Raw genomic sequence first — 14,511 nt, 5'->3', positions numbered from 1 at the left:
TTGCTCTTCAGGACAACTCCAATAACATCAAATCTTCATAGTAAATCACCCACGAGGTGATGCATAATGCGAGTAAGTGAAGCTATTCCACGAGGTCGGAAAGTACATTTATACCATCCTGAATTGTTTTTCAACCATGAAGAAGTTGTTATTTACACGAGAGATGAGTTTCGACGTAATTATCTGGCAATGAGGGAGTACATAGAGTATTCTTTTAAGCAATACAGCCAGATAGACAGCGAGCGAGAATGGGAGCTGGCAGGTTATTGGGCACGAATTATGGAGAGGATCCATTTTCTTAATGTAAATATGGAGTTATTTTTGGACAAAGGTCCTTCACAAGCATATTTAGATACATATGTCGAGATCCCTGTTGATCCATCCGAAGATCTCCTTTTAGAATCTGCAAGGAATGTCTCACCAGATTCATTGCTGGCTGACTGGCTGTAATTCTATGAGACGTAGTTTTGGTATCGTTGACAGGAAGAAAATCCTAGCATATAGGCCACAGCTATTCCAGCGAACAGAGGATTTGCTGGTATTCCCTGCAAGAGATTTTCACCAGTGGCACAGCGAAATAACCGAATATATTGATGGTTTGTTCCAGATAAAAGCTCAATCGGATCCTATAAAACTTGAAGATATAAAATTAGCATCCGGCTTACTAACAGAGATAGAAAGCAAGCAAGCCAGCCTGTTCGACATCAAGCAAGCGATGGATTTCTCCTACCACTATGTTTCACAAATAGATCCTAAGTTTAAAATGAGAGATCCACAGCTCTATGGTAGGGACATGTACCATATTGATAGGAAAGTTTTAAAAATAACCCCACAGTTAAAATATCAACACCAAATGGAGATATTGAAATATGCGCACTGGCTTTGGGCTCAAAAAGACAAACCAACTATACTTAAAGTAAAGAAATGATGACAACAAAAAAATTCGTGCTCTTAGACATTGATTACATCACTAGGAATGGCGAAGCAGTTATTAGATTATTCGGTAAACTTGTCGGAGAAAAAGAAGGACATATAATAGCGCTAGATAATAGTTTTAAACATTACATTTATGTCATACCTCACGTTTTTGATGTTTGTATTGATGAATTAAGTGATATGGGCCTGAATGTGGTAGAAAAAGTCTCTAAAAGGGATATGGGAAAAACAAGAGAAGTTCTTAAGATAACTTTTAATCATCCCAAAGATATTAAACAATTAAAAGAAAAATTGAGAATTTAAAATCAGTACAGGAAGTAAGAGAGTATGATATTCCTTTTGAACGTAGATATCTTATAGATAAAGGATTATCACCTATGAATGGTGTAAGTGTACAAGGAAAGGTTTTATCCACAAGATCTTCCATCTGTATGTTTAAAGTGGAAAAACATCCAAAAGCATTGGAATTAAAGCCAGAACTTAAAATATTGAGTTTTGACATTGAAATCAATAGTCCTAATGGCATACCACAGCCAGAAAGAGACCCTATTGTAATAATCAGTTTTTCAAGTAACCATGGGCTAGAAAAGACTTTTTCCACTAAAAAATCATATTCAGCATTTGTAAGGACCGTACCAAATGAGAAGGAATTGCTAAATAAATTCGTGGAAACAATAAAAGCCGAAAATCCAGACATAATCACTGGTTACAACTCAGACTCTTTTGACTTTCCTTATATTAAGGAAAGAGCTGATAGATTAGGTGTAGCATTAAAATTGGGAGTTGATGAATCAAAGCTTAAATTGGTAACCGTTCCTAAAAAAGCAGCAATGATTAAAGGTCGCATTCATGTAGATCTTTACAGGATTACACGCAGACATCTCCAATTAAATAGCCATACCGTAGGAAGCGTTTACAAGGTACTTTTCGGTATTGATCGAATAGACCTTCCTGCATCGGAGATTTATAATTGTTGGAATGATAGTGATAGGAAAGAGGCAGTTTTTAGATATTCTATAGAAGATGCAAAAGCTATTATTCAAATAGGAGAGCAGATGTTGCCTATGAGTATTGAGCTTGCTCGAATTGTTGGGCAATCCTTATTTGATATTGTCCGAAGAGGGACAGGAACTCAAGTAAAATGGCATTTAATCCGCAAAGCCTATGAATATGACCATATTTTACCAAATGAACCGGGAAAATTTGAAAGAAACGTTGTAGGAGGATATGTTAAAGAACCAATACAGGGCTTACATGAAAATATTTGCTATTTTGATTTTCGCAGCCTATATCCTAGCATAATTGTAGCTAAAAATATTTCTCTAGAAACCTTATGTCAAGATGGTGATGAAGAAACATGCCATATTGCACCTGAATTTGGATATAAATTCAAAAAAGAGCCCATAGGTTTTATTCCCACGGTCACAGCTCAAATATTAAACGAACGGATCCGTATCAAAGCTAAGATGAAAGAATCCACAGATCCTGAAGAAAAACAAATCTTAAACTTCAGACAAGAAGCACTAAAAACCCTAATCTCCACCATTTATGGCTTGTATAACCATCCACAATATCGTTGGTATTGTGTCGAAGCTTCAGAAGCCATTACTGCATGGGGGAAAGATTTTCTCATAAAAACCATAGAAAAAGCCGAAAACCATGGTTTAAAACCTGTCTATGCTGATACTGATGGGTTCTTTGTGACTATGCCAAAAGGAGAAAAGTAATATTCTACCTATTGCGCTCCATATATTGATTTATAGCTTCCTGTAGCCCTTTATTTCGAGAATTATACCCATTTTCTTTCAAAATTTCATCGAATTCTTTTACTAATTCGTTTGGTAAATTTATTGCTAGTCTCATAATATCACCCTAATAATAATTAATTGATAAGTAATCATATATAATACTTTATATTTATTGTTTTATTACATTCCTGAAAAATATATGCCCCAAATAAAAGGAGCAATTTAAGTAAGAAAAAAATACAAATTTAACAAAATAGCAATCCAAATAAAAAAAACCTATGTAAATTTCGTTTTTACTGCAATGTTGATTAAAATCTGTAGATATGATAATATAATAATTTTAAAAATCAACATAAAAGGATCATCATATATACCCTAATTCATTGAAATATGAGCATTTATGATGGTTTTGTTTTAGTGATATACAAAAATAATAATATTAAAATAAAGTCAAAAATGTAATAAATTGACTTCGTTATATCAGTATATTACGAAGTTGATAGTATTCTTCCATGATGTGTAGGTTTAATGAGTCGAGTTGATCTTTATTCTATTTTTTTCATATCAGTAACAATGAGTTCACCTATCCCACAATTCTTGCATTTCCAGTCCTTAAATGGTTGATATTGAGGTGGTTCTTCATTTACAGGAACTTTAAGATTATAACTATGATTACAATCTGGATTATCGCATTCTAGTCTTAATTGGTAGATCATTTTTCTGCTCATAAGTTACACTTTCCATTAAATTGTTAAATCTTCGAGTTCATATAATTCGGATAACAGTGAAAGCTGTAGATTCATAATCTCCATCATATCACCAATAATATCATTGAAATCTAATTTTGGAGATGGAACTCGCATTAATTTATGAAGCGGATTAAAATCTGTTGTATAAATTGAATCTCTTACAGCTGCCCAATTTCCATGTGAATACCCAGAAGTCCAGTCATAATATTTATCATAAGTTTTCTTAGTATCACTGTATTCACTCATTTTCCTAAGATCTACTCCAGCCCAATGACCAAGATCTATATCAACAAATTCCTCACGCATATCTTCATTAGCAATTTCATTCACATCATCAAAACTAATAAATGAAGGATCAGACTCATATTTTTCAGCTTTTAAAGAAACCAACTTAGCTTGCCCAGCACCATATCTACGATAACTTTCCCATAACTCAATTTTATCCTTTTTCACTAAATAAGCGAATGTTATATAATTTTCAACCAAACTTCTTAATAATATACGCCCTATTAAATAATTTCCAGTATTCCGGTTCACACATTCAGTTATTATACGTAAAGAATACATTACTAATCCAAAAGAAGCATCATGTTTTGCATCTGCATCTGAAGTTTCCAATGTATCATAGAATCTTTGGAAAAGCTTATTCCAAATTGTTTTAAATCTTTTCGATAGCTCTTCATCTATTTTATAATGCGAGTTTCGTTTTCTAACTAGGACTTCAGGAGTAGTTCTAAATAAACATTCCTCCCAAAATTTTGTAACCCATTTTGCAGAATTTTCCGCCCAATATGCGAGAGAACCTTCCAAAACTCTAATTGTTGGTCTAACTTCTTTTAAATCTCCTTCATATGGATAATCCCATACATTATTCATAATATCAATTAAATCTTCATTAATCCTTATGTTTCCACAAGCCATTTTATATACTACACATAACCATCTAATGTCAGTGGATGCTTGAGAATTATGGTATAAAGTTTTACCAATTGCTATCTTAAGTATATTCCAATCCTCTTCAGAAGCTTCAGAACCAATAATATCTTTCCATATTGAATAAGCAGGAAGTTCTTCAAACAAAAGTAAAGGTTTAAGAATACTTTTTATTTCTTTATCATCAAAAAGCGTATGTAGTGCATTACTCAGGAAACTTTTATCGCATTTGCTTAAAGAAGTTAAAGATAAATCTTCAGGCCTTAAATCTTCTTCAACATAAGCAAAATGTTCAACCATTAACCTAAATTTAATTAAATATTCCTCTTGTGACAAATTTGCTGTTAAAAGGGCTGCATATAAGTATTCAGGTAATCTATTATGCCAAGATGTGAAATCAAGGTTAGAAATCTGTTTAAGAGGTGGAATTAATTTTTTACCCTTTTTTTGATGGTCATCTAAGGAACTCCTATTTTTATTATTCATATAATCACCTGAAAACAATGTAATAATTTTACTTATCAATATTGCTGTTTTTTACTCTTTTTGCAAATTAATTCTGTTTCTTTGAGTATAAACATGTAAACTTATTTTCCATCCTTCATTTTGATTTCCACCAATGATTAATAGAATTGGTTCAGAACAATTTAATTTTTTATCATTTGCAAATTTGTTCATCTGGATGTTATCTATTGTACTAGGTTTAGAAGAGGAATTAGGGTGAAAATGCCAGTCCCCGATATAACGATAACCCAAATCCCATTTATCATGAAGAATCTTATTTAAGTTGACAGGTGTTCTCTTGAAGGAGCACTTACCTTGTTTTGAACCATTTGGTGGTCCTGTTATTTTACTAATAATAGCTGTATTTCTATCTTCTGAGTACTTACCAATTAATATCCCACCTGTTTCTTTATTTTTAGCTTGTATACATTCATGATGGATATTACTAAGAATTGTATCAGTAAAAGATACAGAAAACTTATTATCAGCACTTTTAAATCTAATTACTTTCATTAATACCTACTCAATTTTTATATAACCTATAAGGAATCCATTTTTTGTATATTGTTTATATACTCCATTAAATTCCTTTTCTTTTCTAATAACGAAATCTTCAATTATTTTTACTGCTGTGCTTGAAGCAAGTAAAATATCATCATATCTTGCAGGAAATATAGAACTCCAACAACCGATTCCATCTCGTGGTAAATCATATTTTGAAAGTTCATGTTTCTCTTTTTTTATCCAAGGTGCCATCTTTTCTCGAAAATTAAATAATTTAAACTTTTTACTATTTTGCAAGGATAAATATAATCTTTTAGCTCCAACACCTAGTGAAACAGACGCAAATATTTTATCACTTTCAAATCTAAACTTTTCAATCTTCCTTAATACAGAATCTTCACCCGTACAATCAATAATCAAATCATATCCAGTAATTTTTTCAATAATTTCATCTGAACATTTTAACTCCTCATTAATGCCTTCTGCTTTGATATGTGGATTAGTATAATTTAAAAAAGCCTCCATTTCTTCAGATTTATATTTTCCAATTTGCATTAATCCAAGAGGATGTCTTGACAAATTTCCTACTTCAAGTCGATCATCATCCATAATACCTATATTTGTTATTCCAGATCTGGAAAATAATTCCGCAATTGAAGCCCCTATGGTCCCTGCACCAATTATTAAGGTTTTCATGCGAGTCAGATCTTTACATAATTGTCCTCGACTATTTATTTCTTGCATATTCCAATTTTGAGATTTTAACCACTCTATTTCTTGTTCTGAATTGAATTTTGCCCTATCTAAATTCCATAATGCTTTTTCATTATTAGATCTGCTCCCTTTGGTGTAACGTGAAGCATCATTACTTTTTTTTCTTCCTGAACTTTCATGAGTTCTTTTTATTTTTTCCTTTTTTTGTGAAAGAAGGGGTAGTTTAAGGGCTTGCCATTGAATAACAGAGTCTGCGCCATTAATTACCCTGGGTATTGGAAAACCTAAAAAAAGAAAATGATCATTGCCATCTCTAATATTACAAGCTAACTTTTGGATTAAAGATTTTAAGTCAATATTTTGTTTGTTGCAAGCATTAAAAAGTTCACCATAAAAATTTGGAGCTTGCCATTCATTAACAACAGGAATCTCATCAAGTAAAACCCAAAGTGCTGTAAACAATTTTTTAGACTTCTTTTTAGAATTAAATTCATCCGAATTATGTGATAAATAGTTTCCCCAACTAACAGTTTTAATTAGGTTGTTATTTTCATCATCAAACTCTTTAATAAAATATACGGATGGCTCAGAATTATATTTATCCAATTTAGCAATTCCAAATTTTTTTCCTAAACTTTTCCAATCAGTGAAGCATTGTTCATCTTCGGAAAATACACAGTATATTGGATAGTTAATTTTAAATTCTGGTAGTTCAAAAGGGTCTCCATTTTTCACCAGCAGATTATCATTAGCGGCATGAATCCAAGCAATGGCTCTTTGGACATTCCATAACAAACGAGTTTCCGCCTCTATTGGCTCGGAATAAAAATCATACTTTCCTAAACATTTTAAGGGGGATTCAATGCATAAATTACCTTTTCTCCATAAATTATTTTTCGCTAACTCCCCATTATTGGATTGGTGTCTAAATGTAAGCTTAAAATCACTATGGGCATCAGGATATATTTTTAGTAATCCTTCAGGGTAATTTTCCTCAACCACAATACACCATAATGAATCATCAGGTATTTTTCCCCTATTATTTGTGTTTGTACTTATACATATTTTCATAAACCATTTAGAGGAATATGGTTCCCATTGCCATTTTTGTAAAATTTTTACTTCATTTATAAATTTTAATGAATTAATCCCTTCTTTTAATTCAGGACTAAGTTTTTTATGTTGCATTATGCAAATCTTCCCCCAGGATCCTCTTGTTTTCCAGTGCTCTTATAAGATCCACTTCCACTTTCTTGAAGTGATTCCGGAAACCTGTTGCCGAACAATTCTCTCCATTTTTCTATACTTTCTTCGTTATCTGTAGAATCTAATGCTGCCCTTGCAATAACAGCTTCATCAACTACTTGTGAATGGAATTCTTTATATTCTTCTTCAGTTAACCTACCAAAAACATCATGTTCTGGAACGCCACGATCTTTTAGGAAAGGTTTGTTTTCAATATTTGCCATATTTTCTAATGTTAATGTTACTCCTTCAGCTACTGAGTTTATATTGTCTGGACAGCAATCACCAATGAAATGTTCAAGAGGATAACTTTTTGGATTTTCACCGGGATATTTTAAGTTTCGCCACCATTTTAAAGCTTTAACAACTTTTCTATAGTAGCCATTAGCTGCAATATTTTTTTCATTAGTCCATTTAATTTGTTCTAATGGATTAGTTTCTTCCCATACATTTGCTTCTCGATCAGGGATGTATAATGGGGTTTCTTTTTTTTCTGAATCATCTTTTAATGCTATCTCTTGATAATTAACTTTAACAATTGGACTTTCTAATTCCCTAGTTAAATATAAAGGACTTAACCCCGAAATTGATTCCATTTTTTTAAGTATATCTTCTTCACTGTTTGATGGTGCTGCAGTCACGACTATATCTAGATCAACATTTGTCAAAGAGATTCCTATAGAGCGTCCTTGGATTTCATATTTGTCTTTATAATGTTTTTCAAGAAATGGAATAAATAAGTCATGTGCTTCTCTCGGTAAGCAATTATCCTTATCCAATGTTGTAACAACAATCACGTCGACATCTGATCGTTTTCCAGATATTGGCCTTATTGCTGTAAAACGAATATAACTACCTTGTAAAAAGTTTCTGCTAATAATTTTAGACAGTTTTTCATCATTTTCCAATCTATCTCGTAATGTAAGATGACCATTACTTAAATTTTGTACTTGATTTGATGTTAAAGTAATTTTAGTTAAAAATTTATTAAAATAACTCGGCAATGGAGCCATATATTTTCCCCCTATTAAATTTTTATGTTTCAGAACGATTAATAGGCAATTTAAACGTTGGTAAATATGTTGAATTATCTGAATTAAACTCATATAGTTCAATTTTTCCAATTTTTCTCGAAAGCTGTCCTAAATAGAAAAAAAAGGCTACTGGGCAAGCTGCAAAAATGTGAAGATTGTTCCTTTTTTCTTGTATACTCCTCCTTTCATTTAATACCTTAAAAATACTATTTGCTAGTTCAATGGCATGTGTTCCATCTATTATAGTATTATGTCCTATATTTCCGTCAACATTACAGTTAATTATCTTAGAAACCCTTATTTCGCTGTTATCGATATAATTTTGAACAGCATCCAGTATATTATACGTTATTCCTAAAACCAATACGACATCTTTTGGTTCAGATGAAAAAACTAAGATCTCCTCTTTTAATTTAGGATAATCTTTAGTATACTCTTGTTCAGGTGTCCAATCTTTTTTCCCTCTACCTCTAGTTTTTTGCATTGGATATATCTCTATTCCAGATTTAGAGTCTAAAAGATATCCTGCAACGAACGCAATGGATAAGTGTGTCTCTAAATGGATTCGATGCGCATTTTCTGGATCAATTTTGTTTATAAATTCCTCTAAAACGTTAAATAAATCTTTATTCCAACCACTATTTTTTTTAATTCCATTATCGTCGAAAAAATCAATAAGAGATAAGGTTCTATCGGGCATGTTTCCAGTAGCTCTTGTAAAGCTTTTGATCCCCATATGTACAATCTCTTCTAGTGTTTTGGGGGATTCATCTATAACATTAAGTAGATTATTGCATGCTTCAAGCCATTGATCTTTGTGTCTACGCAGTTCAGTAGGACTATATTTATTGCCTTTAGGATGTCTGGAGTTATATGAGCCTACATTGGCATGACAATCAAAACATAAAGGGATTCCATTTTCTTCTGTGTCTTTTCCACCATCGGCTTTTTGAATAATATGATGAACTTCCATATTAGTTCCTTTAAACTCATGACAAATACAGCAACGTCTATGGCACGCTATAAATAAGTTTTCTTTAACTTCTGGTGGAAATGACATTGATTATCTCCTTCAGATCAAATAAGAATTTTTTATTATTATAATATAATGTGCGTTTATTATTTATACGTATATTTTTACACTTTAAAAATATAGTGCATGCTAACGTATATTGTAAATAATGAATAATATTAATTTGATATAGTCGAACTTGTGATCAAATATACCATGATATAACGAAGTTGATGTAAAATTCCATTTTTTAACGTAATTTAATTATATTTCTTGGAATCTAAAAATTTTGAAAGATATTGAAATATTCTTATTTTTGAAAAAGGAACTTAAATCAAAAAATAAGATACACCCAACATGCATTTATGGTTAAAGGTACAATTATTAAATGAGTTTGTTTTGAATAAGAAAAAAGGAAAGATGAAATGTCTGTTTTAGATCCACTTTATTCGATATACGAATGGTACATATCACGGGATCTCCGGTTGGAGGAGATGCCCAAGCATGTAGCCATAACTATGGATGGTAACCGGCGATATGCCCGGTTTCAAAGAAATATGAGTACTTTAGATGGTCATAAACATGGAAGGAATACTCTTGAAGAATTTTTAGGATGGTGCGTTGATCTGGGTATTGAGATCGTCACTGTTTATGCCTTTTCAAGTAAAAACTTCAACCGACCATCAGAAGAAGTTGAAGGTTTAATGGAACTTTTTAAAGAAAATTTTGAAGGTATCGCTCAAAATAAGAACATACACAATAATGAAGTCCGAGTAAAAGCTGTGGGGCAGCTTGATTTATTACCGGATGATGTTAGGAGGGCCATAGACATCGCTGAAAAATCAACGGCCAACTATGATAAAATGATCCTGAATATAGCCATTGGTTACGATGGGCGCCTGGAAATTGTGGATACCATTAAAAAGATCTCAGAAAAAGTTAAGGATGGAAAACTGGATCCTGCCAGCATTACTGAAAAAATGGTAAATGAAAACCTTTACACTGCAGGGCTGGATGACCCTAACCTCATTATCCGAACCAGTGGAGAGGAAAGGTTCAGTGGGTTTTTATTATGGCAAGCATCATACTCAGAACTCTATTTCTGTGACAGTTACTGGCCAGCTTTCAGAAAAGTAGACTTTTTAAGGGCTTTAAGATCATACCAGCAAAGGGAAAGACGATATGGGGTTTAATAATGCCCTTATATCATTATATACTTCTTTTTCAGTATTCTAAACAGTATTTTGGGAATAAGTCACCAGTAAATTTAAAAATAACAGTAGAATATCTTTACAATAAAAATTCACTGTAGATTTGACTTTACAATTATGATTTTATTTCACTGTAATTCAACTTCACAGTACAGATTTAAATATAATCCATTATATTATTTTCTAAGCTAATACTATTTTATAAGTATAAATAAGACTGTTTACTTAATAGTTATACAGATTATCATGCGAATCCTGGAAAAATTTTCAATAACACCGAAAAATCTCCATCTTTATGATATAGCATTCTTACACGAGTCCTATTCATATGAAAACAACCTTAATGAGTGTTATGAAAGATTGGAATTTTTAGGTGATGCTGTCCTGGATCTGGTGGTATCGGAATTTTTATATGAAAGTGATCAGGATTTAGATGAAGGTGAATTAACCCGTTTGCGCGCTAATTATGTGTGTAACAAAGCTCTTTATACTTATTCTATGGATGTTGGTCTGAATAAATATGTTAAACTGGGTGCAGGAGCAGAATTATCTCGCAGGGAACTTCATTCAGTTACCGGGGATGTATTCGAAGCATTTATAGGGGCACTGTATCTGGATTTAGGCCTGGGCTATGTTAAAAAATTCCTTTCACAAACAGTTCTACCCCACATTGACCATGGAGATATCTTTTTTTACGACTATAAATCAGAATTACAGCAATTATCCAATAAGGATGGCTTCAGTATTATTTATGAGTTACTCAACGAAAAGGGAGAACCCCATAAAAAAATATTCACCATGGCGGCCATGATAGATGGGAAAAATTTTGGTGAGGGTGGGGGTGGTAGTAAAAAGGAAGCCCAGCAGAATGCAGCTAAAGAAGCTTTGAAAAAGCTTTAATCTAATTTTTTATTATAAATTCATAGACTTATTTCTAATTTTAGTTTTATTGCAGATTAATATGGATTTAAATCTAATTTGGTTAGTTTTTAAACCCCCATGTAAATAGAAAAACAGGCATTAATAGAAAAAATTGTTTTTATTAACTTTTTGAGGTTTGAATTATTATCATAACTTATAATTTGATGGGGGATGATTTTATATACCATTAAGACATACACTTCAAGTGTAACACATAACACTAAAAGTGAATTATTGGAAGGTGATTCAAAATTCTCCTTGACCCTGGTTTGGCACTGGCCATTATAAGTCTTACATCATTAGTAGCAGTTTTCATCCTGTTTAAATTAGTTTACAGGCATAACCCTAATTGCAACGAACGTTATGGTGCTGAAATCGTATTATTTCACAGTGATGAACGCTATAAAAAGAGAATTTGGAGATTCAACCTTATTGAATATCTTAAAAATCAAAAATCCTACGATAATAACAGTGAACTGGAACTCCGGGTAATTGTGGGAGAATTCAGTGAAAACACCCAGGAAATTGTCAAACATGCAGCAAATCATAATTTTGGGTCAATTATGATCATTTCAGGACCAAACGTCTTCTGTGAGGATAAAATTGAGATTTACACTTTACTTGACCAAAACCCCAATGTTAAATATTTTATTTTACCAATAAGGCCCACCAAACATTTTATGATATTTAACAACTCTCATCTGTACGTTGAAAAACCGCACCGTCACACAGAAATACGGGGTTCAGTGGGAATTAAAAAATGCAACCAAAAATTATTAAACACTTACAATACTGCATTCGAAAACATTTTAAACTATGCACAACCCTTAACTAAAGAAGATGTGCTAAATCTGGAATGTTATAACCAGTAGGGGATTAAAAAAATGGATATAATTCACTTAATACCAGAATTCCTGGTTTTCAGCCTGGCAGGATCTTCCCTATCCATAGCAGCCTATTCAGCCTTCCGTGATAAGAACGATGACCAGAAACTGTTACTGGTGGTTGCTAGCTGTTTTACATCAGCATTTTTAGTTCTTTTCACCCTGACCTTCCTCACACTGGATAACTTAACCCAGTTACAGTATACATTCGCTTTGATTTTTTATTTTTTAATATTCCTGGCTGTAATGGGTATAATAGGTTTCATAATCCGCAGATTGATAGTTGACCAGAGATCTAAAGATGATGAACTGGACTCTGCCATTGATATAATTGATTCAGGAAAAGATGGGCTAGATAGTTTCATAAATTTACTGGAATCCGGAAAAAAGTAAACAGGAAGATTTGAAACGATAGAATTATTTTTTTTTATTTGAATTAAATATTTCATTAAATTAAAACATTTCAAATCCTGGAACATATTATTTATTTAATTTCATTCACCTCATTTGACTGGTATAAAACCTCATTTGACTGGTATAAAATATCTGTAAAAATAAAAAACATCAAAACATTCCTATTTCAATGGTTCAGTATATATGTCCTGATTATTTTAACACTGTTTTGATGAATTAAATATTTTTTTCCAGGATCACCAAAAAATATGGGAATATTACTAGTATATGTATTTAAAAAAATTTATTGGGAAATTACAGTCAACTTTACCAATCAAGCAAATTGACAAAAGCTTAGTTAATACAGATTAGTTTATAACATGCACATTACCAGGCCAGTTACCAGTATCACGAAAAATATTACAATGAGAATAACTGTTTCCATGTTGTTCATAAATGGATCATCTCAATATTCATATTAAATATGAGTATTATGTTCGTTTGACATTATAACTTTTGTCATCTCATAACTAGCCATCCAGTATCATCTTATGAATAAACTATTGATAAAAAATAAACATTAATAACATTACATATAGTCCAATGAATCTGAATTTATTAATTTCCAAGTAAAGTCATGGCTACTGCTAAATATATGGCCAGGGTGGCGATATCACTGAATATGGTAGCCAGAGGACCTGTGGCCAGTGCAGGATCATATTTGAATTTTCTTAAAATAAGTGGTGCCAGTGTATTTATGGTAACTGATGCAATGATGCTTAAAAAAAGGGCAAAAAAGATGATAACACCGAGAATCAGGTTTTGTCTGGTGACGTATGCCATAAATGCGGCAAATAGTCCTGAAATTGCTGCGAGGACAGTTGCCACCACCACTTCACGGGTTAAATATTTCCTTACGTTGAGTTTTGTGTCCAGGGCCATGCTGCGTATTATAAGTGCTTCAGTCTGTGCTCCAGCAGCATCACTCATATAAACCATCACTGGTATGAAACTGGCCAGGGCAATGAAACTGCTTAAAAGTTCTTCAAACTGTGCAATTAAAGAAGCAGCAAGTGTTCCACCGATAACCCCAATTATTAACCAGGGAAGACGTGAACGAATCATGTGGATGGCTGATGAGTGTATGCTGGTGTACTCATCTCCTATTCTGTGGAATATACCTCCAAACTTGAACACATCACTTTGTACCTCGTGGTTGAATATCTGTAGTATGGTATCATAAGGAACCACACCCATAAATCCACCCTCTTCATTCACTACAGGTATTGATTTGAGACCATGAGATAGAGCCAGGTAAACAAGTCTCTCCTGATCTGTGTCTACCTGTGCAGTGACCAGGTTACTCACCATGATTTTACTGGCTTTCAGGGTTTTATCCACAGTAACCAGAAGATCTTTGATTGAAATAACCCCAACCAGGGTGTTAATTTTATCAGTAAGGTAAATATAATCAAGGCTGTTAAACTGAGATGATCGGTCAATGAGAAAATCTTCAATATCTTTCAGGGTGTCATTTTCACTGAATACTGGCACATCCGTTACCATATTCCGCCCTGCAGTCTTTTCCTGATAATCTAATGGTTGTTCCATTTATGATCCCTCTCCCTGAACTATACTTATTGATTGTTAATATTTCTGATTTTCAGACCGTTTTTACTTTCAGATTTACTTTTGATTGATTTTTATTTAAACAGACTATTTT

16 protein-coding genes are annotated in these 14,511 nt (G+C 32.6%); 8 read left to right on the top strand and 8 right to left on the bottom strand.

All coding sequences use genetic code 11. The features are described from left to right. The first annotated feature begins 66 nt into the window (after nt 1–66). The 4 genes from A994_RS03900 to A994_RS03890 are packed head-to-tail and all read left to right on the top strand — an operon-like array spanning nt 67 to nt 2,663. Nucleotides 67–450 carry a hypothetical protein gene (locus A994_RS03900; protein ID WP_004029986.1) on the top strand — a complete coding sequence of 128 codons (384 nt, stop codon included), beginning with the start codon at nt 67–69 and terminating at the stop codon, nt 448–450. 4 nt (nt 451–454) lie between these two features. Continuing rightward, nucleotides 455–928, top strand: a complete 474-nt coding sequence (locus tag A994_RS03895; protein ID WP_004029984.1) for a hypothetical protein — start codon at nt 455–457, stop codon at nt 926–928. Next, on the top strand, nt 928–1,239 hold the full coding sequence (locus A994_RS13640; protein ID WP_337465612.1) for a hypothetical protein: 312 nt from the start codon (nt 928–930) through the stop codon (nt 1,237–1,239). The genes A994_RS03895 and A994_RS13640 overlap by 1 nt, the downstream gene beginning before the upstream one ends. Further along, entirely contained in the window at nt 1,215–2,663 is a 1,449-nt protein-coding gene (locus A994_RS03890; protein WP_337465629.1) for a DNA-directed DNA polymerase, read from the top strand. Before A994_RS13640 ends, A994_RS03890 begins: the two co-directional genes overlap by 25 nt. A gap of 4 nt (nt 2,664–2,667) precedes the next feature. Here A994_RS03890 and A994_RS13615 read toward each other — a convergent pair whose 3' ends face one another. The 7 genes from A994_RS13615 to A994_RS03860 all read right to left on the bottom strand — a co-directional run bounded on the left by A994_RS13615 (nt 2,668) and on the right by A994_RS03860 (nt 9,427). Then, nucleotides 2,668–2,799 (bottom strand): hypothetical protein, encoded by a 132-nt coding sequence (locus A994_RS13615; RefSeq protein WP_004029983.1) that lies wholly within the window; start codon nt 2,797–2,799, stop codon nt 2,668–2,670. 430 nt (nt 2,800–3,229) lie between these two features. Then, nucleotides 3,230–3,412: a hypothetical protein gene (locus A994_RS03885; protein ID WP_004029982.1), complete on the bottom strand. Its 183-nt coding sequence runs from the start codon at nt 3,410–3,412 to the stop codon at nt 3,230–3,232. A 15-nt stretch (nt 3,413–3,427) separates the two neighbouring features. Next, nucleotides 3,428–4,852 (bottom strand): DUF5677 domain-containing protein, encoded by a 1,425-nt coding sequence (locus A994_RS03880; protein ID WP_004029981.1) that lies wholly within the window; start codon nt 4,850–4,852, stop codon nt 3,428–3,430. A gap of 51 nt (nt 4,853–4,903) precedes the next feature. Beyond that, on the bottom strand, nt 4,904–5,383 hold the full coding sequence (locus tag A994_RS03875) for a Mov34/MPN/PAD-1 family protein (protein WP_004029980.1): 480 nt from the start codon (nt 5,381–5,383) through the stop codon (nt 4,904–4,906). Nucleotides 5,384–5,389: 6 nt separating this feature from the next. After that, entirely contained in the window at nt 5,390–7,276 is a 1,887-nt protein-coding gene (locus A994_RS03870; RefSeq protein WP_004029979.1) for a ThiF family adenylyltransferase, read from the bottom strand. After that, the gene (locus A994_RS03865; protein WP_004029978.1) at nt 7,276–8,346 is read right to left on the bottom strand and encodes an SMODS domain-containing nucleotidyltransferase; all 1,071 of its coding nucleotides are present in this window, start codon (nt 8,344–8,346) and stop codon (nt 7,276–7,278) included. Before A994_RS03865 ends, A994_RS03870 begins: the two co-directional genes overlap by 1 nt. Nucleotides 8,347–8,368: 22 nt before the next feature. Beyond that, nucleotides 8,369–9,427, bottom strand: a complete 1,059-nt coding sequence (locus A994_RS03860; RefSeq protein WP_004029977.1) for an HNH endonuclease — start codon at nt 9,425–9,427, stop codon at nt 8,369–8,371. Nucleotides 9,428–9,804: 377 nt separating this feature from the next. Between A994_RS03860 and uppS the strand changes: the two genes are divergently transcribed. The 4 genes from uppS to A994_RS03840 all read left to right on the top strand — a co-directional run bounded on the left by uppS (nt 9,805) and on the right by A994_RS03840 (nt 12,788). After that, entirely contained in the window at nt 9,805–10,572 is a 768-nt protein-coding gene (uppS, locus tag A994_RS03855; RefSeq protein ID WP_004029976.1) for a polyprenyl diphosphate synthase, read from the top strand. 264 nt (nt 10,573–10,836) lie between these two features. Then, a complete protein-coding gene (gene rnc / locus A994_RS03850) occupies nt 10,837–11,490 on the top strand; it encodes a ribonuclease III (protein ID WP_004029975.1) in 654 nt (217 codons plus the stop codon). Between the two features lie 290 nt (nt 11,491–11,780). Then, nucleotides 11,781–12,383: a hypothetical protein gene (locus A994_RS03845; RefSeq protein ID WP_004029974.1), complete on the top strand. Its 603-nt coding sequence runs from the start codon at nt 11,781–11,783 to the stop codon at nt 12,381–12,383. Between the two features lie 12 nt (nt 12,384–12,395). Further along, the gene (locus tag A994_RS03840; RefSeq protein WP_004029973.1) at nt 12,396–12,788 is read left to right on the top strand and encodes a hypothetical protein; all 393 of its coding nucleotides are present in this window, start codon (nt 12,396–12,398) and stop codon (nt 12,786–12,788) included. Nucleotides 12,789–13,406: 618 nt separating this feature from the next. Here A994_RS03840 and A994_RS03835 read toward each other — a convergent pair. Beyond that, nucleotides 13,407–14,399, bottom strand: coding sequence for a magnesium transporter (locus A994_RS03835; protein ID WP_004029972.1), 993 nt, complete (start codon nt 14,397–14,399; stop codon nt 13,407–13,409). Nucleotides 14,400–14,511: the final 112 nt, after the last annotated feature.

Source organism: Methanobacterium formicicum DSM 3637, from assembly GCF_000302455.1.
In the GTDB taxonomy this organism is placed as follows: domain Archaea; phylum Methanobacteriota; class Methanobacteria; order Methanobacteriales; family Methanobacteriaceae; genus Methanobacterium; species Methanobacterium formicicum_A.
This window is presented reverse-complemented; position numbering and strand designations above follow the sequence as displayed.

Excerpts from the sequence above, each read along its gene's own strand:
- A994_RS03900 (WP_004029986.1), top strand. The coding sequence starts at position 67 with ATGCGAGTAAGTGAAGCTATTCCACGAGGTCGGAAAGTACATTTATAC.
- A994_RS03895 (WP_004029984.1), top strand. The coding sequence starts at position 455 with ATGAGACGTAGTTTTGGTATCGTTGACAGGAAGAAAATCCTAGCATAT.
- A994_RS13640 (WP_337465612.1), top strand. The coding sequence starts at position 928 with ATGACAACAAAAAAATTCGTGCTCTTAGACATTGATTACATCACTAGG.
- A994_RS13615 (WP_004029983.1), bottom strand. The coding sequence starts at position 2,799 with ATGAGACTAGCAATAAATTTACCAAACGAATTAGTAAAAGAATTCGAT.
- A994_RS03885 (WP_004029982.1), bottom strand. The coding sequence starts at position 3,412 with ATGAGCAGAAAAATGATCTACCAATTAAGACTAGAATGCGATAATCCA.
- A994_RS03880 (WP_004029981.1), bottom strand. The coding sequence starts at position 4,852 with ATGAATAATAAAAATAGGAGTTCCTTAGATGACCATCAAAAAAAGGGT.
- A994_RS03875 (WP_004029980.1), bottom strand. The coding sequence starts at position 5,383 with ATGAAAGTAATTAGATTTAAAAGTGCTGATAATAAGTTTTCTGTATCT.
- A994_RS03870 (WP_004029979.1), bottom strand. The coding sequence starts at position 7,276 with ATGCAACATAAAAAACTTAGTCCTGAATTAAAAGAAGGGATTAATTCA.
- A994_RS03865 (WP_004029978.1), bottom strand. The coding sequence starts at position 8,346 with ATGGCTCCATTGCCGAGTTATTTTAATAAATTTTTAACTAAAATTACT.
- A994_RS03860 (WP_004029977.1), bottom strand. The coding sequence starts at position 9,427 with ATGTCATTTCCACCAGAAGTTAAAGAAAACTTATTTATAGCGTGCCAT.
- uppS (WP_004029976.1), top strand. The coding sequence starts at position 9,805 with ATGTCTGTTTTAGATCCACTTTATTCGATATACGAATGGTACATATCA.
- rnc (WP_004029975.1), top strand. The coding sequence starts at position 10,837 with ATGCGAATCCTGGAAAAATTTTCAATAACACCGAAAAATCTCCATCTT.
- A994_RS03840 (WP_004029973.1), top strand. The coding sequence starts at position 12,396 with ATGGATATAATTCACTTAATACCAGAATTCCTGGTTTTCAGCCTGGCA.
- A994_RS03835 (WP_004029972.1), bottom strand. The coding sequence starts at position 14,399 with ATGGAACAACCATTAGATTATCAGGAAAAGACTGCAGGGCGGAATATG.